Annotated in this window: 32 protein-coding genes; 30 read left to right on the top strand and 2 right to left on the bottom strand. The window is 67.5% G+C overall.

Going from position 1 to position 20,109, the window contains the following annotated elements; translation table 11 throughout:
* Positions 1–53: 53 nt before the first annotated feature.
* Both NQU54_RS26880 and NQU54_RS26885 read right to left on the bottom strand, forming a co-directional pair.
* On the bottom strand, positions 54–2,216 hold the full coding sequence (locus NQU54_RS26880) for a PIG-L family deacetylase (protein ID WP_257633359.1): 2,163 nt from the start codon (positions 2,214–2,216) through the stop codon (positions 54–56).
* Positions 2,217–2,362: 146 nt separating this feature from the next.
* Positions 2,363–3,352 (bottom strand): GNAT family N-acetyltransferase, encoded by a 990-nt coding sequence (locus NQU54_RS26885; protein ID WP_257633360.1) that lies wholly within the window; start codon positions 3,350–3,352, stop codon positions 2,363–2,365.
* A gap of 483 nt (positions 3,353–3,835) precedes the next feature.
* On the opposite strand from NQU54_RS26885, the gene rpsJ reads away from it, so the two are divergent.
* From rpsJ to NQU54_RS27035, 30 genes are all read left to right on the top strand, one after another.
* On the top strand, positions 3,836–4,144 hold the full coding sequence (rpsJ, locus tag NQU54_RS26890; RefSeq protein WP_003948644.1) for a 30S ribosomal protein S10: 309 nt from the start codon (positions 3,836–3,838) through the stop codon (positions 4,142–4,144).
* Between the two features lie 13 nt (positions 4,145–4,157).
* Positions 4,158–4,802, top strand: a complete 645-nt coding sequence (gene rplC / locus NQU54_RS26895; RefSeq protein WP_069865644.1) for a 50S ribosomal protein L3 — start codon at positions 4,158–4,160, stop codon at positions 4,800–4,802.
* A gap of 10 nt (positions 4,803–4,812) precedes the next feature.
* Positions 4,813–5,472 (top strand): 50S ribosomal protein L4, encoded by a 660-nt coding sequence (gene rplD, locus NQU54_RS26900; RefSeq protein WP_257633361.1) that lies wholly within the window; start codon positions 4,813–4,815, stop codon positions 5,470–5,472.
* Positions 5,472–5,798: a 50S ribosomal protein L23 gene (gene rplW / locus NQU54_RS26905; protein WP_069865211.1), complete on the top strand. Its 327-nt coding sequence runs from the start codon at positions 5,472–5,474 to the stop codon at positions 5,796–5,798. The genes rplD and rplW overlap by 1 nt, the downstream gene beginning before the upstream one ends.
* A 48-nt stretch (positions 5,799–5,846) precedes the next feature.
* Positions 5,847–6,683 carry a 50S ribosomal protein L2 gene (gene rplB, locus NQU54_RS26910; RefSeq protein ID WP_069865209.1) on the top strand — a complete coding sequence of 279 codons (837 nt, stop codon included), beginning with the start codon at positions 5,847–5,849 and terminating at the stop codon, positions 6,681–6,683.
* Positions 6,684–6,695: 12 nt separating this feature from the next.
* On the top strand, positions 6,696–6,977 hold the full coding sequence (gene rpsS / locus NQU54_RS26915; protein ID WP_020869258.1) for a 30S ribosomal protein S19: 282 nt from the start codon (positions 6,696–6,698) through the stop codon (positions 6,975–6,977).
* A 43-nt stretch (positions 6,978–7,020) separates the two neighbouring features.
* Entirely contained in the window at positions 7,021–7,368 is a 348-nt protein-coding gene (rplV, locus tag NQU54_RS26920; RefSeq protein WP_059148970.1) for a 50S ribosomal protein L22, read from the top strand.
* Positions 7,368–8,195 carry a 30S ribosomal protein S3 gene (gene rpsC, locus NQU54_RS26925; protein WP_069865208.1) on the top strand — a complete coding sequence of 276 codons (828 nt, stop codon included), beginning with the start codon at positions 7,368–7,370 and terminating at the stop codon, positions 8,193–8,195. The genes rplV and rpsC overlap by 1 nt, the downstream gene beginning before the upstream one ends.
* Positions 8,196–8,200: 5 nt before the next feature.
* Positions 8,201–8,620 carry a 50S ribosomal protein L16 gene (gene rplP / locus NQU54_RS26930; RefSeq protein WP_014178774.1) on the top strand — a complete coding sequence of 140 codons (420 nt, stop codon included), beginning with the start codon at positions 8,201–8,203 and terminating at the stop codon, positions 8,618–8,620.
* Positions 8,620–8,844 carry a 50S ribosomal protein L29 gene (rpmC, locus tag NQU54_RS26935; RefSeq protein ID WP_009715874.1) on the top strand — a complete coding sequence of 75 codons (225 nt, stop codon included), beginning with the start codon at positions 8,620–8,622 and terminating at the stop codon, positions 8,842–8,844. The genes rplP and rpmC overlap by 1 nt, the downstream gene beginning before the upstream one ends.
* Positions 8,844–9,131 carry a 30S ribosomal protein S17 gene (gene rpsQ / locus NQU54_RS26940; RefSeq protein ID WP_014054172.1) on the top strand — a complete coding sequence of 96 codons (288 nt, stop codon included), beginning with the start codon at positions 8,844–8,846 and terminating at the stop codon, positions 9,129–9,131. The genes rpmC and rpsQ overlap by 1 nt, the downstream gene beginning before the upstream one ends.
* A 99-nt stretch (positions 9,132–9,230) precedes the next feature.
* On the top strand, positions 9,231–9,599 hold the full coding sequence (gene rplN, locus NQU54_RS26945; protein ID WP_003998823.1) for a 50S ribosomal protein L14: 369 nt from the start codon (positions 9,231–9,233) through the stop codon (positions 9,597–9,599).
* Between the two features lie 3 nt (positions 9,600–9,602).
* The gene (rplX, locus tag NQU54_RS26950; protein ID WP_030835110.1) at positions 9,603–9,926 is read left to right on the top strand and encodes a 50S ribosomal protein L24; all 324 of its coding nucleotides are present in this window, start codon (positions 9,603–9,605) and stop codon (positions 9,924–9,926) included.
* A complete protein-coding gene (rplE, locus tag NQU54_RS26955) occupies positions 9,926–10,486 on the top strand; it encodes a 50S ribosomal protein L5 (RefSeq protein WP_020869255.1) in 561 nt (186 codons plus the stop codon). The genes rplX and rplE overlap by 1 nt, the downstream gene beginning before the upstream one ends.
* A gap of 3 nt (positions 10,487–10,489) precedes the next feature.
* Positions 10,490–10,675 (top strand): type Z 30S ribosomal protein S14, encoded by a 186-nt coding sequence (locus NQU54_RS26960; protein ID WP_003948630.1) that lies wholly within the window; start codon positions 10,490–10,492, stop codon positions 10,673–10,675.
* Positions 10,676–10,884: 209 nt separating this feature from the next.
* A complete protein-coding gene (gene rpsH, locus NQU54_RS26965) occupies positions 10,885–11,283 on the top strand; it encodes a 30S ribosomal protein S8 (protein WP_055556099.1) in 399 nt (132 codons plus the stop codon).
* Between the two features lie 20 nt (positions 11,284–11,303).
* Positions 11,304–11,843 carry a 50S ribosomal protein L6 gene (rplF, locus tag NQU54_RS26970; protein WP_069865206.1) on the top strand — a complete coding sequence of 180 codons (540 nt, stop codon included), beginning with the start codon at positions 11,304–11,306 and terminating at the stop codon, positions 11,841–11,843.
* A 3-nt stretch (positions 11,844–11,846) separates the two neighbouring features.
* On the top strand, positions 11,847–12,230 hold the full coding sequence (gene rplR, locus NQU54_RS26975) for a 50S ribosomal protein L18 (protein ID WP_069865204.1): 384 nt from the start codon (positions 11,847–11,849) through the stop codon (positions 12,228–12,230).
* 43 nt (positions 12,231–12,273) lie between these two features.
* Positions 12,274–12,879, top strand: a complete 606-nt coding sequence (gene rpsE / locus NQU54_RS26980) for a 30S ribosomal protein S5 (protein ID WP_030835127.1) — start codon at positions 12,274–12,276, stop codon at positions 12,877–12,879.
* 2 nt (positions 12,880–12,881) lie between these two features.
* Positions 12,882–13,064, top strand: a complete 183-nt coding sequence (gene rpmD / locus NQU54_RS26985) for a 50S ribosomal protein L30 (protein ID WP_037952898.1) — start codon at positions 12,882–12,884, stop codon at positions 13,062–13,064.
* A gap of 1 nt (position 13,065) precedes the next feature.
* Entirely contained in the window at positions 13,066–13,521 is a 456-nt protein-coding gene (gene rplO / locus NQU54_RS26990; RefSeq protein WP_257633362.1) for a 50S ribosomal protein L15, read from the top strand.
* A 203-nt stretch (positions 13,522–13,724) separates the two neighbouring features.
* Positions 13,725–15,038 (top strand): preprotein translocase subunit SecY, encoded by a 1,314-nt coding sequence (gene secY, locus NQU54_RS26995; RefSeq protein ID WP_257633363.1) that lies wholly within the window; start codon positions 13,725–13,727, stop codon positions 15,036–15,038.
* Positions 15,038–15,694 (top strand): adenylate kinase, encoded by a 657-nt coding sequence (locus NQU54_RS27000; RefSeq protein ID WP_257633364.1) that lies wholly within the window; start codon positions 15,038–15,040, stop codon positions 15,692–15,694. Before secY ends, NQU54_RS27000 begins: the two co-directional genes overlap by 1 nt.
* 90 nt (positions 15,695–15,784) lie before the next feature.
* Complete coding sequence (map, locus tag NQU54_RS27005) at positions 15,785–16,621, top strand: type I methionyl aminopeptidase (RefSeq protein ID WP_257633365.1); 837 nt, start codon at positions 15,785–15,787, stop codon at positions 16,619–16,621.
* A 149-nt stretch (positions 16,622–16,770) separates the two neighbouring features.
* Positions 16,771–16,992, top strand: a complete 222-nt coding sequence (gene infA, locus NQU54_RS27010; protein ID WP_003956442.1) for a translation initiation factor IF-1 — start codon at positions 16,771–16,773, stop codon at positions 16,990–16,992.
* A gap of 28 nt (positions 16,993–17,020) precedes the next feature.
* On the top strand, positions 17,021–17,134 hold the full coding sequence (rpmJ, locus tag NQU54_RS27015; protein ID WP_003956441.1) for a 50S ribosomal protein L36: 114 nt from the start codon (positions 17,021–17,023) through the stop codon (positions 17,132–17,134).
* Between the two features lie 211 nt (positions 17,135–17,345).
* Positions 17,346–17,726 carry a 30S ribosomal protein S13 gene (rpsM, locus tag NQU54_RS27020; RefSeq protein WP_030835145.1) on the top strand — a complete coding sequence of 127 codons (381 nt, stop codon included), beginning with the start codon at positions 17,346–17,348 and terminating at the stop codon, positions 17,724–17,726.
* A gap of 66 nt (positions 17,727–17,792) precedes the next feature.
* A complete protein-coding gene (gene rpsK / locus NQU54_RS27025) occupies positions 17,793–18,197 on the top strand; it encodes a 30S ribosomal protein S11 (RefSeq protein WP_009715860.1) in 405 nt (134 codons plus the stop codon).
* 28 nt (positions 18,198–18,225) lie between these two features.
* Positions 18,226–18,852 carry a 30S ribosomal protein S4 gene (rpsD, locus tag NQU54_RS27030; protein WP_044571646.1) on the top strand — a complete coding sequence of 209 codons (627 nt, stop codon included), beginning with the start codon at positions 18,226–18,228 and terminating at the stop codon, positions 18,850–18,852.
* A gap of 129 nt (positions 18,853–18,981) precedes the next feature.
* Entirely contained in the window at positions 18,982–20,004 is a 1,023-nt protein-coding gene (locus NQU54_RS27035; RefSeq protein WP_009715858.1) for a DNA-directed RNA polymerase subunit alpha, read from the top strand.
* Positions 20,005–20,109: the final 105 nt, after the last annotated feature.

Below are 20,109 nucleotides of genomic sequence, written 5' to 3' on the forward strand. Positions count from 1 at the left end.
GACGCTCCCCGGAGCAAAGAGCCCCGCTCGCCTTTGGCGAGTGGGGCTCTTTCCTATGCGCGTGAGGTGGGCCGTGGATGCCAGATCCAGGGGATGGCGTCCGGGGCCATGCCCACCACGCGGACGCCCTGACGGCCGCCCTCCGCCAGCAGCGCCGGGGTGCCGACCGGGATCAGGTGACTGGGGGAGCGCAGCGGTCTGGCGTCCGGGCCGGTGCCGTACTGGACCTGGACCTCGCCGCTCAGGTCCCGGCCGACCAGCAGTAATGTCCGCGTCTCGCGCCGCCCGGACGGTTCGGTCACGGTGTGGGCGGCGATCGCGCCGTAGCCCTCGAAGTGCCGTACGGTGAGCGAGGTTTCGCTGTGGACGGCGGGCACGGTGGCCGCGGGGGCGCGGTAGACCAGCGTGAGCGTGCCGTCGGGCGCCACCGCGGCGCCCAGCTGATCCCCGCCGGGGCGCGGCAGACCGGACGGCGGGCGCGGGGTGACCGGGCCGCCGTCCCACTCCTGGGCCCAGTGGTGGACGGTGTCGCGGCCGGGGGCGAGGACATGGACGCGCCCCTCGGCGTCCAGCAGCGCGGTCAGCCCGTCCTGGATCTCGCCGCCGCCGAGCCGCTGCCAGGGACTCCAGCGGCCGGTCGCGTCCCGTACGCGGGTGGCGAGGCCCTTGTCCGCGGTCCGTACGAACAGGTGGACCCGGCCGTCCGGCGTGGCCACCGCCGCCGGGCAGCCGACCCGGCGGCCGTGCTCGGTGTCGGTCTCGGGGGTGCCGAGCCCGGTCCAGGGGCGGAACGGGCCGTCCGGGCGGCGCTGTTCCAGCGCCACGATCTCGCGGAGTCCGGCCGCGCCCCGCCCGCCCAGCGCCGCGAACCGCAGGGCGAAGAGCGTCTGCCGCCCCGCGCTGTCCCGCACCGCGGCGAGCGCGGGGGCGAGCGGTCCGCCGCCGAGCCCCAGCGGCGCCCCGAACCGCCCGCTGCCGGGCGCCGTCTCGCGCCACCGCACGGCCTGGGTGCCGAGCACGCCGTACGCCACGAGTCGGCCCTGGGCGTCGACGGTGGGGGTGGGCAGGGCGGTGGGGTAGCGGTAGTGGGTGGAGCGGATCCAGCCCTTGCGGTTCCGCAGCGGGCGCACACCGCCCTGGCTGTAGTCGCCGCAGCCGGCCGCGTTTCCGCAGTCCCAGTCCGGCGTGCCGCCGTAGGACTTGATCGCCCGCGCCTTCTGGGCGAGCAGGGCGGGCGGCAGATTGTGCGGCCAGCGCTGGTTGTAGTAGCCGCGGAACGCGGTGGTGGTGAAGCGCGGGGCGTGCTTGTCCCGCTGGGTGGACGCGGCCACCCACTGGGCGATCGCCTTCCAGGTGAACAGCGCGACCGGGGTGTGGTCGCGGTGGTCCGAGCAGCCCGGCTGATCGTTGTCCCGGGGGTGCAGGGCGTCGTGCACCTGGAAGTCGGGGTCCGGATCCAGTGTGTGGATCAGCGTGGGCCGATAGCGGTCCATGATCTCGGCGAGCATGTCGACCAGCGTCTGATGGCCGTACGAACTGGGGCGCGCCACGGGGGAGCCGGTGGCCGGCAGGGTGTGCGTCACGGCGCCGGGGGCGTTCCACAGCGCGGGGAGCCGTACGCCGCCGTCCGACAGCATCGCGATGTTGAGGAAGATCAGCCGGACCCCGCGGCCGCCGTTCGCGAGGGTGTTGGTCTCCGCCGTGACCCCGCCGGGCAGCCGCAGCACCGACCGCTGCCAGGGCGCGAACTGGTTCAGCCCCAGCATCTGCGCGTACGCCTGCCGCAGCCCCTGGTGGCGGGAGGCGGAGTAGGCGGCCTTGTCGGCGGGCGGGATCGGCGTTCCGGCCTGGTGGTTGATTCCCCGGGCCTCACCTGCCGTGACGTACACGCAGACCACCGGGACGCCGGAGCGCAGCACCTGCTCGGCGTCCGGGTTCATGAAGTACAGGTCGTCGTCGGGGTGCGCCATGACCTGGAGCAGCAGCGCCTCCTTGTCGCCCACCGCCGAGGTGAAGGGCTCGGCCGCCCCGGGCGCGCTCGCCTGCGCGGGCCCGGTGGGTACGGAGGCGGCGGTGCCCGGACGGCCGGCGCTGCATCCGGCGATGCCGGCGATCCCGGCGACACCGGCGGTTCCCGCGGCGCTGAGCGCCGCCAGCGCGGTGAGCGTCTGCCTGCGGGTGGTTCCCGTGCTCCGCAGTGTCCATCGACTGTTCAATTCGGTGACCCTGTCACTTCGGCAGCGCGTGGTATCCGGCTGCTCCGAGTGAAGGGACGGTTGGTGATCTTGACAGGTTGTCCGCCGACCGGGAGGTATCGGTCACAGAACGGACACATCGCCGGGCGCCACGGCCCCCGGCCGTCTCAGTCGGCGATCAGCACCCCGAGCACCGCGAGCCAGCAGGCCGCGACCAGCACCGGCAGCAGCATCATGATCGCACCGGTGGGGGACACCTTCAGATAGGCGGAGCGCGGGTCATCGGTGTGGCGGTTCACGATCCGCTCGCCGCCGTGCCAGGCCATGTACTCCTCGAGGTCGATCACCGCCTCCTTGCGCGCCAGGAGGTACTGACGTCCGAAGCGCAGCATCAGCGAGAAGCCCAGCGACACTCCGATGCCGATGACCGCGATGATCGTCGCGAGCCCCTTGCCGAGGCTGCCGCCCGCGCCCTCCTTGCCGAGGCAGAAGGCGGTGGCGGCCGCGAGGCCCGCGGTGATGTAGAAGAAGTTGTTCAGCTTCTGCCAGTTGAGGTTGTCCTCGTGCTTGTAGAGGTCCACCGCGATCCCGTACTGCGCGTGGAGCATCGCCTCCCGCGGTTTGCGCCACACCCACACCACCCGGGGCAGCCCGTCCGGCGGGGTCAGCCGGGTCAGCTCCTGGAAGCCGAGCTTGTGGTGGAAGCGCGCGGACGCGTCGTTGGGGGGATCGTTGACCACGGCGGCGATCACGGGGCTCTCGTCCCACTGGTCGAGGACGTGGTAGTAGAGCATCGAGGCGATACCGCCCCGCGCCGCGTCCTGGGCCACACAGATCTGCTTGATCACCAGGAAGTTTCCGAGGGTGGTCTTGATCCGGCGGTTCAGCCATTCGTCCGGCTCGACCCGGTCGGAGCTGTAGGCCAGCAGGAACGCCAGCACCTGACCGCCCTTGACCGCCACATAGAAGTGCTCGGCGGTCTCCAGCCGGGCGCGGTAGTCGGCCTCGCTGTACGCAGAGACCAGGAAGCCGCCCTCCACCGACCCCGGGGTGCCGTCCGGCCGGTTCAGGCTCCGTGACTCGGCGAGCCGGGCGATCTGCTCCACGTGCTCCTCGCCCGCCCGTAAGATCTCCACCCGCAGCGGTACACCGGCCATCCCGATCCCCCTCTTCTCGGCGCGCCGAACCTACCGTGGGCGCGGTTCCTCGTACCAGGATGCGGACCGAGCCCGGAGGAGGTCGGCGTGGGTTTGAGCGCTCACCCGCAGGGGGTATCCTTCCTGGCCCCCTGATTGGCGTCGGCGCCGCCCGCTATGGCACACTAACCAGGTTGCTCGGTTGAGTGCCGATGCTGCGCGCCTCCCGCCGGGAGGACCGGAAGCGAGTCCCACAGTACTCGTCGCCCCTGATCAGGGGCGGAAGTACGGGAATCTTCCGGGAAGTGTCAGCGGGGCCCCGGCCAGGCGCCCGGTGGGTGACTTTCTCCCCCAGCAAACCCCCTTCACCAGGGATCTCCAATCGCGGAGATTTATGGGAAGGACTGCGACACGCCCGACCGCGTGGGTCGGGAGTGGGGTGGAGCGGGACGCGAACGCCACCGGGTCCCAGAGCGTTACGAGAGACAGGACTACGAAGTAGCCATGGCGGGACAGAAGATCCGCATCCGGCTCAAGGCTTACGACCACGAGGTCATCGACTCCTCGGCGAAGAAGATCGTCGAGACGGTGACCCGGACTGGTGCGTCGGTCGCGGGCCCGGTGCCGCTGCCCACAGAGAAGAACGTGTACTGCGTCATCAAGTCGCCGCACAAGTACAAGGACTCGCGCGAGCACTTCGAGATGCGTACGCACAAGCGCCTCATCGACATCCTCGACCCCACGCCGAAGACGGTTGACTCGCTCATGCGTCTCGACCTGCCGGCCGGCGTCGACATCGAGATCAAGCTCTGAGGTGACGCGCGAGATGGCTAAGCAGATCAAGGGCGTCCTGGGCGAGAAGCTCGGTATGACGCAGGTGTGGGACGAGAACAACCGCGTCGTCCCGGTCACCGTCGTCAAGGCCGGTCCCTGCGTCGTTACCCAGGTCCGTACCGCTGACGCGGACGGCTACAGCGCCGTCCAGATCGCCTTCGGCGAGATCGACCCGCGCAAGGTGAACAAGCCCCTCAAGGGCCACTTCGCCAAGGCCGATGTGACCCCGCGCCGCCACCTGGTGGAGCTGCGTACCACCGACGCCGGTGAGTACACGCTCGGCCAGGAGGTCACGGCCGAGGTGTTCGAGTCCGGTGTCAAGGTCGACGTGACCGGCACCAGCAAGGGCAAGGGCACCGCCGGTGTCATGAAGCGCCACGGCTTCGCCGGCCTCGGCGCCGGCCACGGCACCCAGCGCAAGCACCGCTCGCCGGGCTCCATCGGTGGCTGCGCCACCCCGGGCCGCGTGTTCAAGGGCCTGCGCATGGCCGGCCGTATGGGCAATGAGCGGGTCACCACCCAGAACCTGACCGTCCACGCCGTTGACGCGGAGAAGGGTCTGCTCCTGATCAAGGGAGCGGTTCCTGGTCCGAACGGCGGCCTCGTCCTGGTCCGCACCGCGGCCAAGGGGGCCTGAGGTAAAAGCCATGACTACCAGTACCGTTGACATCCTTTCGCCGGCGGGCGACAAGGCCGGGTCCGTCGAGCTCCCCGCTGAGATCTTCGACGCGCAGGTCAGCGTTCCGCTGATCCACCAGGTCGTCGTCGCCCAGCTGGCAGCCGCCCGCCAGGGCACGCACAAGACCAAGACCCGCGGTGAGGTCCGGGGCGGTGGCAAGAAGCCGTACCGCCAGAAGGGCACCGGCCGCGCGCGCCAGGGTTCGACCCGCGCGCCGCAGTTCGCCGGCGGTGGCGTCGTGCACGGCCCCGTGCCGCGCGACTACAGCCAGCGCACCCCGAAGAAGATGAAGGCCGCCGCGCTGCGCGGTGCCCTCTCCGACCGGGCGCGTCACGAGCGGATCCACGTCGTGACCGGCGTGGTCGACGGCGAGATCTCCACCAAGGCCGCGAAGGCCCTGCTGGGCAAGATCAGCGAGCGCAAGAACGTGCTCCTGGTCGCCGAGCGGACCGACGAGGCCGCGTGGCTGTCCGCCCGCAACCTGCCCCAGGTGCACATCCTGGAGCCGGGCCAGCTGAACACGTACGACGTGCTCGTCTCCGACGACGTGGTCTTCACCAAGGCCGCCTTCGAGTCCTTCGTGGCTGGTCCCAAGGCCGCTGAGAAGACCGAAGGGAGCGCCGCCTGATGACTGAGGCGACCGCTGTCACCAGCAAGACCTTCACCGACCACCGCGACGTGCTCGTCAAGCCGGTGGTCTCGGAGAAGAGCTACGCGCTGCTGGACGAGAACAAGTACACGTTCATCGTCGACCCGCGCGCGAACAAGACCCAGATCAAGCAGGCCGTCGAGGCGGTCTTCTCGGTCAAGGTCACCGGGGTCAACACGATCAACCGGCAGGGCAAGCGCAAGCGCACCCGCACCGGTTTCGGCAAGCGCAAGGACACCAAGCGCGCCATCGTGACCCTCGCCGAGGGCGACCGTATCGACATCTTCGGCGGCCCGACCTCCTGACGGGGGCCGGAATCGTCCAGAAGTCCGGAATCTTCCGAGGACTGAGAAATGGGTATCCGCAAGTACAAGCCGACGACCCCGGGCCGTCGTGGCTCCAGCGTCGCCGACTTCGTCGAGATCACGCGGTCCACGCCGGAGAAGTCGCTGGTCCGCCCGCTGCACAGCAAGGGTGGTCGTAACAACGCCGGCCGCATCACGGTCCGCCACCAGGGTGGCGGTCACAAGCGTGCGTACCGCGTGATCGACTTCCGCCGTCACGACAAGGACGGCGTCCCGGCGAAGGTCGCGCACATCGAATACGACCCCAACCGCACCGCGCGCATCGCGCTGCTGCACTACGCCGACGGCGAGAAGCGCTACATCCTCGCCCCGCGTGGCCTGAAGCAGAACGACCGGATCGAGAACGGCCCCGGCGCCGACATCAAGCCCGGTAACAACCTCTCGCTGCGCAACATCCCGGTTGGTACCACGCTCCACGCCATCGAGCTGCGGCCCGGCGGCGGCGCGAAGTTCGCCCGCTCCGCGGGTGCCTCCGTGCAGCTGCTGGCGAAGGAGGGCTCCATGGCCCACCTGCGCATGCCGTCCGGTGAGATCCGCCTGGTCGACGTCCGCTGCCGCGCCACCGTCGGCGAGGTCGGCAACGCCGAGCAGTCGAACATCAACTGGGGCAAGGCCGGCCGCATGCGCTGGAAGGGCGTCCGCCCGACCGTTCGTGGTGTGGTCATGAACCCCGTCGACCACCCGCACGGTGGTGGTGAGGGCAAGACCTCCGGTGGTCGCCACCCGGTCTCGCCGTGGGGTCAGAAGGAGGGCCGTACGCGCTCGCCGAAGAAGGCCAGCAACAAGTACATCGTCCGCCGCCGCAAGACGAACAAGAAGCGCTAGGAGCGGGTTCAGATGCCGCGCAGTCTCAAGAAGGGGCCCTTCGTCGACGACCACCTGATCAAGAAGGTGGACACGCAGAACGAAGCAGGCACCAAGAACGTCATCAAGACCTGGTCCCGCCGCTCGATGATCGTCCCGGCCATGCTCGGCCACACGATCGCGGTGCACGACGGCCGCAAGCACGTCCCGGTGTTCGTCACCGAGTCGATGGTCGGCCACAAGCTCGGCGAGTTCGCGCCGACCCGCACCTTCCGCGGCCATGAGAAGGACGACCGCAAGTCGCGTCGTCGCTGATCAGCGGAGTGCGAAGACTATGACTGACACCGAAGGGACAACCATGGAAGCCAGGGCCCAGGCGCGGTACATCCGCGTCACGCCCATGAAGGCCCGCCGCGTGGTGGACCTCATCCGTGGCATGAGCGCCACGGAGGCTCAGGCGGTCCTGCGTTTCGCCCCGCAGGCCGCGAGCGTGCCGGTCGGCAAGGTGCTGGACAGCGCCATCGCCAACGCCGCGCACAACTACGACCACACCGACGCCGACAGCCTCTTCATCTCCGAGGCGTACGTCGACGAGGGCCCGACCCTGAAGCGGTTCCGTCCGCGTGCCCAGGGGCGTGCCTACCGGATCCGCAAGCGGACCAGCCACATCACCGTGGTCGTCAGCAGCAAGGAAGGAACCCGGTAATGGGCCAGAAGGTAAACCCGCACGGGTTCCGGCTCGGCATCACCACCGACTTCAAGTCGCGCTGGTACGCCGACAAGCTGTACAAGGACTACGTCAAGGAAGACGTCGCCATCCGCCGGATGATGACGAAGGGCATGGAGCGCGCCGGTATCTCCAAGGTGGAGATCGAGCGCACCCGTGACCGCGTCCGCGTCGACATCCACACCGCCCGGCCGGGCATCGTCATCGGCCGCCGCGGCGCGGAGGCCGACCGTATCCGCGGCGAGCTGGAGAAGCTGACCGGCAAGCAGGTGCAGCTGAACATCCTCGAGGTCAAGAACCCCGAGATCGATGCTCAGCTGGTGGCCCAGGCCGTCGCCGAGCAGCTCTCCTCCCGCGTCTCCTTCCGTCGTGCGATGCGCAAGTCGATGCAGAGCTCGATGAAGGCCGGCGCCAAGGGCATCAAGATCCAGTGCGGTGGCCGTCTCGGCGGCGCCGAGATGTCCCGCTCGGAGTTCTACCGCGAGGGCCGTGTGCCCCTGCACACGCTCCGGGCCAACGTCGACTACGGCTTCTTCGAGGCCCGTACGACCTTCGGCCGCATCGGCGTCAAGGTGTGGATCTACAAGGGCGATGTGAAGAACATCGCCGAGGTCCGCGCCGAGAACGCCGCCGCCCGCGCCGGCAACCGCCCGTCGCGCGGTGGCAGCGACCGCCCGCAGCGCCGTGGTGGCGAGCGCGGTGGCCGTGGCCGTAAGCCGCAGCAGCAGCAGAGCGCTCCCGCCGAGGCCCCCAAGGCCGAGGCCACCGCCGCTCCGGCTGCTGAGAGCACCGGAACGGAGGCCTGACCGACATGCTGATCCCTCGCAGGGTCAAGCACCGCAAGCAGCACCACCCCAAGCGGTCCGGTATGGCCAAGGGCGGTACGGAGCTGGCGTTCGGCGAGTACGGCATCCAGGCCGTCACCCCGGCGTACGTCACCAACCGTCAGATCGAGGCCGCTCGTATCGCGATGACCCGCCACATCAAGCGTGGCGGCAAGGTCTGGATCAACATCTACCCGGACCGTCCGCTGACGAAGAAGCCTGCCGAGACCCGTATGGGTTCCGGTAAGGGTTCGCCGGAGTGGTGGATCGCGAACGTCAAGCCCGGTCGGGTGATGTTCGAGCTGTCCTACCCGAACGAGAAGACTGCGCGTGAGGCGCTCACCCGCGCTGCTCACAAGCTCCCGATGAAGTGCCGGATCGTTCGGCGCGAGGCAGGTGAGTCGTGATGGCGGCCGGTACCAAGGCGTCCGAGCTGCGTGAGCTGAACAACGAGGACCTCGTTGGCAAGCTCCGTGAGGCCAAGGAAGAGCTGTTCAACCTCCGCTTCCAGGCGGCCACCGGACAGCTCGAGAACCACGGCCGGCTGAAGGCCGTCCGCAAGGACATCGCCCGGATCTACACCCTGATGCGGGAGCGCGAGCTCGGCATCGAGACGGTGGAGAGCGCCTGATGAGCGAGACGAATGTGACTGAGAACGCAACGCAGAACCGCGGCTTCCGCAAGACCCGTGAGGGTCTGGTCGTCAGCGACAAGATGGACAAGACCGTCGTCGTCGCCGTCGAGGACCGCGTCAAGCACGCGCTGTACGGCAAGGTCATCCGCCGTACCAACAAGCTCAAGGCGCACGACGAGCAGAACGCCGCGGGTGTCGGCGACCGCGTCCTCCTGATGGAGACCCGGCCGCTGTCCGCGACCAAGCGCTGGCGCGTCGTCGAGATCCTCGAGAAGGCCAAGTAATTCCTGCGGGGATTCCCCCGCAGGCAGTTCCGCCAGGCTCGGCGGGGGCCTGATCCATCAGGCCCCCGCCGGGAACCGGCAGACGATCAGGAGATAGACGTGATCCAGCAGGAGTCGCGACTGCGTGTCGCCGACAACACGGGCGCGAAGGAGATCCTTTGCATCCGTGTTCTCGGTGGCTCCGGTCGCCGCTACGCGGGCATTGGTGACGTCATCGTCGCCACCGTCAAGGACGCGATCCCCGGTGGCAACGTGAAGAAGGGTGACGTCGTCAAGGCGGTCATCGTGCGCACCGTCAAGGAGCGCCGCCGCCCGGACGGTTCGTACATCCGCTTCGACGAGAACGCGGCCGTCATCCTCAAGAACGATGGCGACCCCCGCGGCACCCGTATCTTCGGCCCGGTGGGCCGTGAGCTGCGCGAGAAGAAGTTCATGAAGATCATCTCCCTCGCGCCGGAGGTGCTGTAACCGATGAAGATCAAGAAGGGCGACCTGGTCCAGGTCATCACCGGTAAGGACAAGGGCAAGCAGGGCAAGGTCATCGCGGCCTTCCCGCGCGAGGACCGCGTCCTGGTCGAGGGTGTCAACCGGGTCAAGAAGCACACCAAGGCCGGACAGACCGCTCGTGGTTCGAAGACCGGCGGCATCGTGACGACCGAGGCCCCGATCCACGTGAGCAATGTGCAGCTCGTGGTGGAGAAGGACGGCAAGAAGGTCGTCACCCGCGTCGGATACCGCTTCGACGACGAGGGCAACAAGATCCGCGTTGCCAAGCGGACCGGTGAGGACATCTGATGACTGCCACCACCACTGCACCGCGCCTCAAGGCGCGCTACCGCGAAGAGATCCAGGGCAAGCTGCAGGAGCAGTTCTCCTACGAGAACGTCATGCAGATCCCGGGTCTGACCAAGGTCGTGGTCAACATGGGTGTGGGCGACGCCGCCCGCGACTCCAAGCTGATCGAGGGCGCCATCCGCGACCTCGCCACGATCACCGGCCAGAAGCCCGCCGTCACCAAGGCCCGTAAGTCCATCGCGCAGTTCAAGCTGCGTGAGGGCCAGCCGATCGGCGCCCACGTCACCCTCCGCGGTGACCGCATGTGGGAGTTCCTGGACCGCCTGGTGTCGCTCGCGCTGCCGCGCATCCGCGACTTCCGCGGTCTGTCGCCGAAGCAGTTCGACGGCCGGGGCAACTACACCTTCGGTCTCACGGAGCAGGTCATGTTCCACGAGATCGACCAGGACAAGATCGACCGCGTCCGGGGTATGGACATCACCGTGGTGACCACGGCGACCAACGACGAAGAGGGCCGCGCCCTGCTGCGTCACCTCGGCTTCCCGTTCAAGGAGGCGTGAGCCGTGGCGAAGAAGGCTCTCATTGCCAAGGCCGCCCGCAAGCCCAAGTTCGGCGTGCGTGGGTACACGCGCTGCCAGCGCTGCGGACGTCCGCACTCCGTGTACCGCAAGTTCGGCCTGTGCCGCGTGTGCCTTCGTGAGATGGCTCACCGTGGCGAGCTGCCGGGCGTGACCAAGAGCTCCTGGTAATCCGTCCAAACGGACGGATACCGGGCTCTCGGTAAGCAAATGGATGGCGAGGCCCATCCGTCCGCTCCCGTAGAGTGGAACGGTTGGGCGCTCGCCGCCCAGAATCCTTACTACGCCGTAGGTCCCCGCGCCGCACCCGTGCCCGCCAGTGAGTGGGTGAGAGGGATGGCGCATACAGGAAACCCCGGCGAGAGAGGCCGAAGGCCATCATGACCATGACCGATCCGATCGCAGACATGCTGACGCGTCTGCGAAACGCGAACTCGGCGTACCACGACTCCGTCGTGATGCCCCACAGCAAGATCAAGTCGCATATCGCGGAGATCCTCCAGCAGGAGGGCTACATCACCGGCTGGAAGGTCGAGGACGCCGAGGTCGGCAAGAACCTCACCCTCGAGCTGAAGTTCGGCCCGAACCGCGAGCGCTCGATCGCCGGCATCAAGCGGATTTCGAAGCCGGGTCTGCGGGTCTACGCAAAGTCCACCAACCTGCCGAAGGTGCTCGGCGGCCTGGGCGTGGCGATCATCTCCACGTCGCACGGGCTCCTCACCGACAAGCAGGCCGGCAAGAAGGGCGTGGGTGGGGAAGTCCTCGCCTACGTCTGGTAACCAGGGAACGGAGGAAGCACATGTCGCGCATTGGCAAGCTGCCCATCCAGGTTCCCGCTGGTGTGGACGTCACCATCGATGGCCGCACGGTCGCCGTGAAGGGTCCCAAGGGCTCTCTCTCGCACACCGTCGCCGCGCCGATCGAGGTCGCCCAGGGTGAGGACAACGTGCTCGTTGTCAGCCGCCCCAACGACGAGCGTCAGAACAAGGCCCTGCACGGCCTGTCCCGCACGCTGGTGGCGAACATGATCACTGGCGTGACCCAGGGCTACAGCAAGGCGCTCGAGATCAGCGGTGTGGGTTACCGCGTCCAGGCCAAGGGCTCCAACCTGGAGTTCTCCCTGGGCTACAGCCACCCGATCCTGGTCGAGGCCCCCGAGGGCATCACCTTCAAGGTGGAGTCCCCGACCAAGCTGAGCGTCGAGGGCATCGACAAGCAGAAGGTCGGCGAGGTCGCCGCGAACATCCGCAAGCTGCGCAAGCCCGACCCGTACAAGGCCAAGGGCGTGAAGTACGCGGGCGAGGTCATCCGCCGCAAGGTCGGAAAGGCTGGTAAGTAAGCCATGGCATACGGTGTGAAGATCGCCAAGGGCAACGCCCGCAAGGCCGCTGCCGTCAAGCGGCGTCACATCCGCGTCCGCAAGCGGGTCTCCGGTACGCCGGCCCGTCCCCGCCTCGTGGTGACGCGGTCCAACCGTCACATGGTGGCGCAGGTCATCGACGACATCGCGGGCCACACCCTGGCCTCGGCGTCGACGCTGGACAGCTCCATCCGGGCGGCTGAGGGCGACAAGAGCGCCCAGGCGCAGCAGGTCGGCGCCCTGGTGGCCGAGCGGGCGAAGGCCGCGGGCATCGAGGCCGTCGTGTTCGACCGCGGTGGCAACCAGTACGCCGGGCGGATCGCCGCTCTGGCGGACGCCGCCCGCGAGGCCGGGCTGAAGTTCTGAGCCCCGGTTCCAACGCAAAGCGGAAACGAGAGAGGTAAATCCAATGGCTGGACCCCAGCGCCGCGGTGGCGGCGCCGGTGGCGGCGAGCGGCGGGACCGGAAGGACCGGCGGGACGGTGGCGCTGCCGCCGAGAAGACCGCTTACGTCGAGCGTGTTGTCGCGATCAACCGCGTCGCCAAGGTTGTGAAGGGTGGTCGTCGCTTCAGCTTCACCGCGCTGGTCGTGGTGGGCGACGGTGACGGCACCGTGGGTGTCGGTTACGGCAAGGCCAAGGAGGTGCCGGCCGCGATCGCCAAGGGCGTGGAGGAGGCCAAGAAGCACTTCTTCAAGGTCCCCCGGATCGCCGGCACCATCCCGCACCCGATCCAGGGTGAGGAGGCCGCGGGTGTCGTGCTGCTGAAGCCGGCGTCCCCCGGTACCGGTGTGATCGCCGGTGGCCCGGTGCGCGCGGTGCTGGAGTGCGCGGGCATCCACGACGTGCTGAGCAAGTCGCTGGGCTCGTCGAACCCCATCAACATCGTGCACGCCACGGTGGCCGCTCTCCAGGGGCTTCAGCGCCCCGAGGAGATCGCCGCGCGTCGTGGTCTGCCGCTGGAGGACGTCGCCCCCGCCGCTCTGCTGCGGGCGCGTGCCGGGGTGGGTGTGTGAGCATGGCCCGCCTGAAGATCACGCAGACGAAGTCCTACATCGGCAGCAAGCAGAACCACCGTGACACGCTGCGTTCGCTCGGGCTGAAGAAGCTCGGCGACGTGGTCGTCAAGGAGGACCGCCCCGAGTTCCGCGGCATGGCGCAGACCGTGCGGCACCTCGTGACGGTCGAGGAGGTCGACTGACATGGCGGAGAGCAACCCGCTGAAGGTCCACAACCTCCGGCCCGCCCCGGGCGCCAAGACCGCCAAGACCCGTGTCGGTCGTGGTGAGGCGTCCAAGGGTAAGACCGCTGGTCGTGGCACCAAGGGCACGAAGGCCCGCTACCAGGTTCCGGAGCGCTTCGAGGGTGGGCAGATGCCCCTCCACATGCGGCTCCCGAAGCTCAAGGGCTTCAAGAACCCGTTCCGCACCGAGTACCAGGTCGTGAACCTGGACAAGCTGACCGCGCTCTACCCCGAGGGTGGCGAGGTCACGGTGGCCGATCTGGTCGCCAAGGGTGCGGTTCGCAAGAACCAGCTCGTCAAGGTGCTGGGCAACGGTGAGGTCTCCGTGGCGCTCCAGGTGACGGTCGACGCCGTCTCCGGCTCCGCCAAGGAGAAGATCACCGCTGCTGGTGGCACCGTCACCGAGCTCGTCTGAGCAACGTGCGGATCTGACCGGGGGTGCCCCAGATACGGGGCATCCCCGGTTGGTCGTTCCAAGCGGGGCCAGGTCGCCGGTAAGGTGGCGTGCGTTGTTACCTTCCGCGCGGTACGTCTCGCGCGGGTGCTGGCTGATAAGTATTCGTCGATCCTCAAGACCGTCACCTCTCGCGCAAGCACGCGGGGGGCGCAGGAGGCACCGTGCTCACCGCGTTCGCCCGGGCGTTCAAGACGCCCGACCTGCGCAAGAAGCTGCTGTTCACTCTGGGCATCATCGTGCTGTTCCGGCTCGGGCAACACATCCCGATCCCGGGCATCGACTACAAGAACGTCCAGACGTGCATGGACCTCGCCAAGGGCCAGCAGGGGCTGTTCGGCTTGGTCAACATGTTCAGTGGTGGCGCACTGCTCCAGATCACCATCTTCGCGCTAGGGATCATGCCGTACATCACGGCGAGTATCATCCTTCAGCTGCTGACCGTGGTGATCCCGCGTCTCGAGGCCCTCAAGAAAGAGGGCCAATCCGGTCAGGCGAAGATCACGCAGTACACCCGCTACCTGACCATCGCGCTGGCGATCCTCCAGGGCACCGGACTCGTCGCCACCGCCCGCAGTGGCTCGCTCTTCCAGAGCTGCCCGGTCGGCGGTCAGATCGTCCGGGACGACTCGATCTTCACCACCGCTGTGATGGTCATCACGATGACCGCCGGTACCGCGCTGATCATGTGGCTCGGTGAGCTGGTCACCGACCGCGGCATCGGCAACGGCATGTCCATCCTGATGTTCGTCTCGATCGCCGCCGGTTTCCCGAGCGCGATGTGGAGCATCAAGCAGCAGGGCAAGATCATGGACGGCTGGCTGGAGTTCGGCCTGGTGATCCTCTGTGGTCTGGCCATGGTCGGCCTGGTGGTCTTCGTCGAGCAGGCCCAGCGCCGGATCCCCGTGCAATACGCCAAACGCATGATCGGCCGTCGTTCGTACGGCGGTACGTCCACCTACATCCCGATGAAGGTGAACCAGGCGGGTGTGATTCCCGTGATCTTCGCCTCATCGCTGCTGTACATTCCGGCGCTGATCGTCCAGTTCTCCAATTCGAAGGCCGGCTGGGCGACCTGGATCTCGCAGAACTTCGTCAAGGGCGACCACCCGGTCTACATCGCCACGTACTTCCTGCTGATCGTCTTCTTCGCATTCTTCTATGTCGCCATCAGCTTCAACCCCGAAGAAGTTGCCGACAACATGAAGAAGTATGGTGGGTTCATCCCGGGTATCCGGGCTGGTCGTCCCACTGCGGAGTATCTGAGCTACGTGCTGAACCGCATCACGTGGCCCGGTGCGCTCTATCTGGGCCTGATCGCCCTGGTGCCCACGGTGGCGCTGGTGACGCTCAACGCCAATCAGAACTTCCCGTTCGGCGGCACGAGCATCCTGATCATCGTGGGTGTCGGCCTGGAGACTGTGAAGCAGATCGAGAGCCAGCTTCAGCAGCGACACTACGAAGGGTTCCTCCGCTGATGCGAATCGTCCTCGTCGGACCTCCGGGAGCCGGCAAGGGTACGCAGGCCGCGTACCTCGCCGAGAAGCTGTCCATCCCGCATATCTCCACAGGCGACCTGTTCCGCGCGAACATCAGCCAAGGCACTTCCCTCGGCAAGCAGGCGCAGGAGTACATGCGGGCCGGGCAGCTGGTGCCGGACGAGGTCACGATCGGCATGGCGGAGGACCGGCTGGACCAGCCGGACGCGGAGCAGGGCTTTCTGCTGGACGGGTTCCCCCGGAACCAGATCCAGGCCGAGGCACTGGACGCCTATCTGGCGGAGCGCGGTGTCTCGCTGGACGCGGTGCTGGACCTGGAGGTCCCCGAGTCCGAGGTGATCAAGCGCATCGCGGGCCGTCGCACCTGTCGCAACGACAGCTCGCACACCTTCCACGTGGAGTACAAGCCGTCGAAGGCCCCGGGCGTGTGCGACACCTGCGGCGGCGAGCTGTACCAACGCGAGGACGACAGTGAGGAAACGGTCCGCAAGCGCCTCGAGGTCTACCACCGGGAGACCGAGCCGATCATCGACTACTACAAGGCCAAGGGCCTGGTGGTGACGATCTCGGCGCTCGGCAAGGTGGCCGAGGTCACCCAGCGGGCGATGGACGCGCTGGCCGCCAAGGCGGCCTAGGGACCCACAGCTGACCGGCCGCGATGCCCTCCTGGGCATCGCGGCCGTACTGTTGAGCAGATACGTGTATGGACCGCGGAAGGTTGAGTGATGGTGGAGATCAAGACCCCCGAGCAGATCGCGAAGATGCGTGAGGCGGGACTGGTCGTCGCCGCCATCCATGAGGCGACGCGGGCGGCGGCCGTCCCCGGCGCCAGCACCAAGGACCTGGACGACGTCGCCCGTAAGGTCCTCGCCGACCACGGCGCCAAGTCGAACTTCCTGGGCTACGGCGGCTTCCCCGCCACGATCTGCACCTCCGTGAACGATGTCGTGGTGCATGGCATCCCGGACCGGGAGACCGTCCTGAAGGACGGCGACATCATCTCCGTCGACGCGGGCGCGATCGTGGACGGCTGGCACGGCGACGCCGCCTTCACGGTCTTCGTGGGCACCGGCCACGCTCCGGAGCTGCACGAGCTCAGCCGGGTCACCGAGGAGTCGATGTGGGCCGGGATCGCGGCGGTCCGCAAGGGTAACCGGCTCGTCGACATCTCCAAGGCGATCGAGGGCTACATCCGCCGTCAGCCCCGCCCGGCCTCCGGCAAGTACGGGATCATCGAGGACTACGGCGGCCATGGCATCGGCAGCCAGATGCATATGGACCCGCATCTGCTGAACTACGTCTCCAAGAAGCGCGGCAAGGGCCCCCGGCTGGTCACCGGCTTCTGTATCGCGATCGAGCCCATGGTGAGCCTGGGCACCGTGAAGACGCACGTACTGTCCGACGACTGGACGGTCAAGACCGACGACGGGACCTGGTCCAGCCACTGGGAGCACTCGGTCGCGCTGACCGAGGCGGGCCCGCTGGTGCTGACCGCCGTGGACGGCGGCAAGGCCAAGCTGGCCGAGCTGGGCGTGGAGACCGCGCCGGACCCGCTGGGCTGACGCCCCCGAGGGCATAAAGATCTCAAAATCGGGGCATGATGCCTCGGATTCGTGTTTCGGGATGCCCTGACGTAGACTGACACGTCGGCTCTCGCATGCCCTCCCGCATGTCGCGAGCCGATCAAGGTAGCCGATCCCGAAAGCAGGACATGGCCAAGAAGCAAGGCGCCATCGAAATCGAGGGCACCGTGATCGAGTCTCTGCCGAACGCGATGTTCAAGGTGGAGCTCCAGAACGGTCACAAGGTCCTCGCGCACATCAGCGGCAAGATGCGTATGCACTACATCCGCATCCTGCCCGATGACCGGGTCGTCGTGGAGCTGTCTCCGTACGACCTCACGCGCGGACGGATCGTCTACCGCTACAAGTAGATCTCACGACCCGGAGAACCTCACACCCATGAAGGTCAAGCCGAGCGTCAAGAAGATCTGCGACAAGTGCAAGGTGATCCGCCGCCACGGCCGGGTCATGGTCATCTGCGACAACCTGCGCCACAAGCAGCGCCAGGGCTGACGTACGCCGGCCGCAGACCTGCACCATTCGCAGCAATCTTCGCGCGACGCATAACTGAACGTACATACGCAGTCACCCGTTCCCCTGGCGCCGTTACGACGTTTCTACGGTGTTTCGGGAGCGACACCCCCGGTCGGAGGCCGGGGACCCGGCCCGCCCGGCCGGGAGTGGTGCTGCGGAAGACCTCCGACAACCATCTGGAGCCAGATTCATGGCACGCCTCGCAGGCGTTGATCTCCCGCGCGACAAGCGCGTCGAGGTCGCCCTCACCTACGTCTTCGGCATCGGTCGCACCCTTGCCCAGCAGACGCTCGCCAACACCGGCGTGAACCCGGACACCCGCGTTCGCGACCTGGGCGAAGAGGACCTGGTCAAGATCCGCGAGTACGTGGACAACAACATCAAGACCGAGGGTGACCTCCGTCGCGAGATCCAGGCCGACATCCGTCGCAAGGTCGAGATCGGTTGCTACCAGGGGCTGCGCCACCGCCGCGGCCTTCCGGTCCACGGCCAGCGCACCAGCACCAACGCCCGCACCCGCAAGGGCCCGCGTCGCGCCATCGCCGGTAAGAAGAAGCCGGGCAAGAAGTAGTCCGCACCGGACGCTGACAAGCGGTCCGAGCTGTAGGACCGACCACCTCCACGGGAGAATTCAGGAATGCCTCCGAAGAGCAGGACGGCCGGCGCCAAGAAGGTGCGCCGCAAGGAAAAGAAGAACGTCGCCCACGGGCACGCTCACATCAAGAGCACGTTCAACAACACCATCGTCTCGATCACCGACCCGACCGGTAACGTGATCTCTTGGGCCTCGGCCGGCCACGTCGGCTTCAAGGGCTCGCGCAAGTCCACTCCGTTCGCCGCGCAGATGGCCGCCGAGTCGGCCGCCCGCCGCGCGCAGGAGCACGGCATGCGCAAGGTCGACGTGTTCGTCAAGGGTCCGGGCTCCGGCCGTGAGACCGCGATCCGCTCGCTCCAGGCCACCGGCCTGGAGGTGGGGTCGATCCAGGACGTCACTCCGACTCCGCACAACGGATGCCGCCCGCCCAAGCGCCGGCGCGTCTGACCGGCTGAAGTAGGAGACAACACAAACAATGGCGCGTTACACCGGGGCCGACTGCAAGCGTTGCCGTCGGGAGAAGCAGAAGCTCTTCCTCAAGGGGAGCAAGTGCGAGAGCGCGAAGTGCCCGATCGAGATCCGTCCTTACCCCCCGGGTGAGCACGGTCGCGGGCGCACCAAGGACAGCGAGTACCTCCTTCAGCTCCGTGAGAAGCAGAAGGCCACCCGCATCTACGGTGTCCTTGAGAAGCAGTTCCGTGGTTACTACGCGGAGGCGAACAAGAAGACCGGCAAGACCGGTGAGAACCTTCTTCGCATCCTCGAGACCCGCCTCGACAACGTGGTCTACCGGGCCGGCTTCGCCAAGTCCCGCGACCACGCCCGTCAGCTGGTCCGCCACGGCCACATCAATGTGAACGGCCGCAAGACCGACATCCCGTCGGCCCGCGTCACCGTGAACGACATCATCGAGGTACGTCCGAAGTCCCGGACCCTGACCCCCTTCCAGGTGGCTCAGGCCGAGGCGGGCGAGCGCACGGTGCCGGCGTGGCTGGAGGCCATTCCGTCGCAGCTGCGGATCCTCGTGCACTCCATGCCCGAGCGCCAGGTGATCGACACCCAGGTGCAGGAGCAGCTGATCGTCGAGCTCTACTCCAAGTAGTAGCGAGGCTCGCCGGCGCAGCCGGCTGATGTGAGGTTCGGGCGGTACGGAGCCGTTTGGCACGTACCGCCCGTACCATTGAAGGGTTCGGCGTCAAATAGCGGGCGCCGGAGACTGGAGGCAAAACCCATGCTGATCGCTCAGCGTCCCTCGTTGACCGAAGAGGTCGTCGACGAGTTCCGCTCCCGGTTCGTGATCGAGCCGCTGGAGCCGGGCTTCGGCTACACCCTCGGAAACTCCCTGCGTCGTACGCTCCTCTCCTCGATCCCCGGTGCGGCTGTCACCAGCATCCGGATCGATGGGGTCCTGCACGAGTTCACCACCGTGCCGGGCGTCAAGGAGGACGTCACCGACCTGATCCTCAACATCAAGCAGCTGGTCGTTTCGAGCGAGCACGACGAGCCGGTTGTGATGTACCTGCGCAAGCAGGGCCCGGGTCTGGTCACCGCCGCCGACATCGCCCCGCCGGCCGGTGTCGAGGTGCACAACCCGGACCTGGTCCTGGCCACGCTGAACGGCAAGGGCAAGCTGGAGATGGAGCTGACCGTCGAGCGCGGTCGCGGCTATGTCTCCGCCGTGCAGAACAAGCAGGTCGGCCAGGAGATCGGCCGGATCCCGGTCGACTCGATCTACTCGCCGGTGCTCAAGGTCACCTACAAGGTCGAGGCGACCCGTGTCGAGCAGCGCACCGACTTCGACAAGCTGATCGTCGACGTCGAGACCAAGCAGGCCATGCGGCCGCGCGACGCCATGGCGTCGGCCGGTAAGACCCTGGTCGAGCTGTTCGGCCTGGCCCGCGAGCTCAATGTGGACGCCGAGGGCATCGACATGGGCCCGTCCCCGACGGACGCCGCCCTCGCCGCCGATCTGGCGCTGCCGATCGAGGAGCTCGAGCTCACCGTCCGTTCGTACAACTGCCTCAAGCGCGAGGGCATCCACTCGGTGGGTGAGCTCGTGGCGCGCTCCGAGGCGGACCTGCTCGACATCCGGAACTTCGGCGCCAAGTCGATCGACGAGGTCAAGGCGAAGCTGGCCGGGATGGGCCTGGCGCTCAAGGACAGCCCGCCCGGATTCGACCCGACCGCCGCGGCGGACGCGTTCGGCGCGGACGACGACGCGGACGCCGGTTTCGTGGAGACCGAGCAGTACTAGAACCTGCTGGTCCGCTGTGGCTGAGGTCTTGTCCTCAATCGCCGGACGGGCTGGATTTTGTTCACTGACACCGGTACCTGATACGGCCGGTGCAGACATCTAGGA

The sequence above is a fragment of the Streptomyces malaysiensis subsp. samsunensis genome, assembly GCF_024519315.1.
In the GTDB taxonomy this organism is placed as follows: Bacteria; Actinomycetota; Actinomycetes; order Streptomycetales; family Streptomycetaceae; genus Streptomyces; species Streptomyces malaysiensis.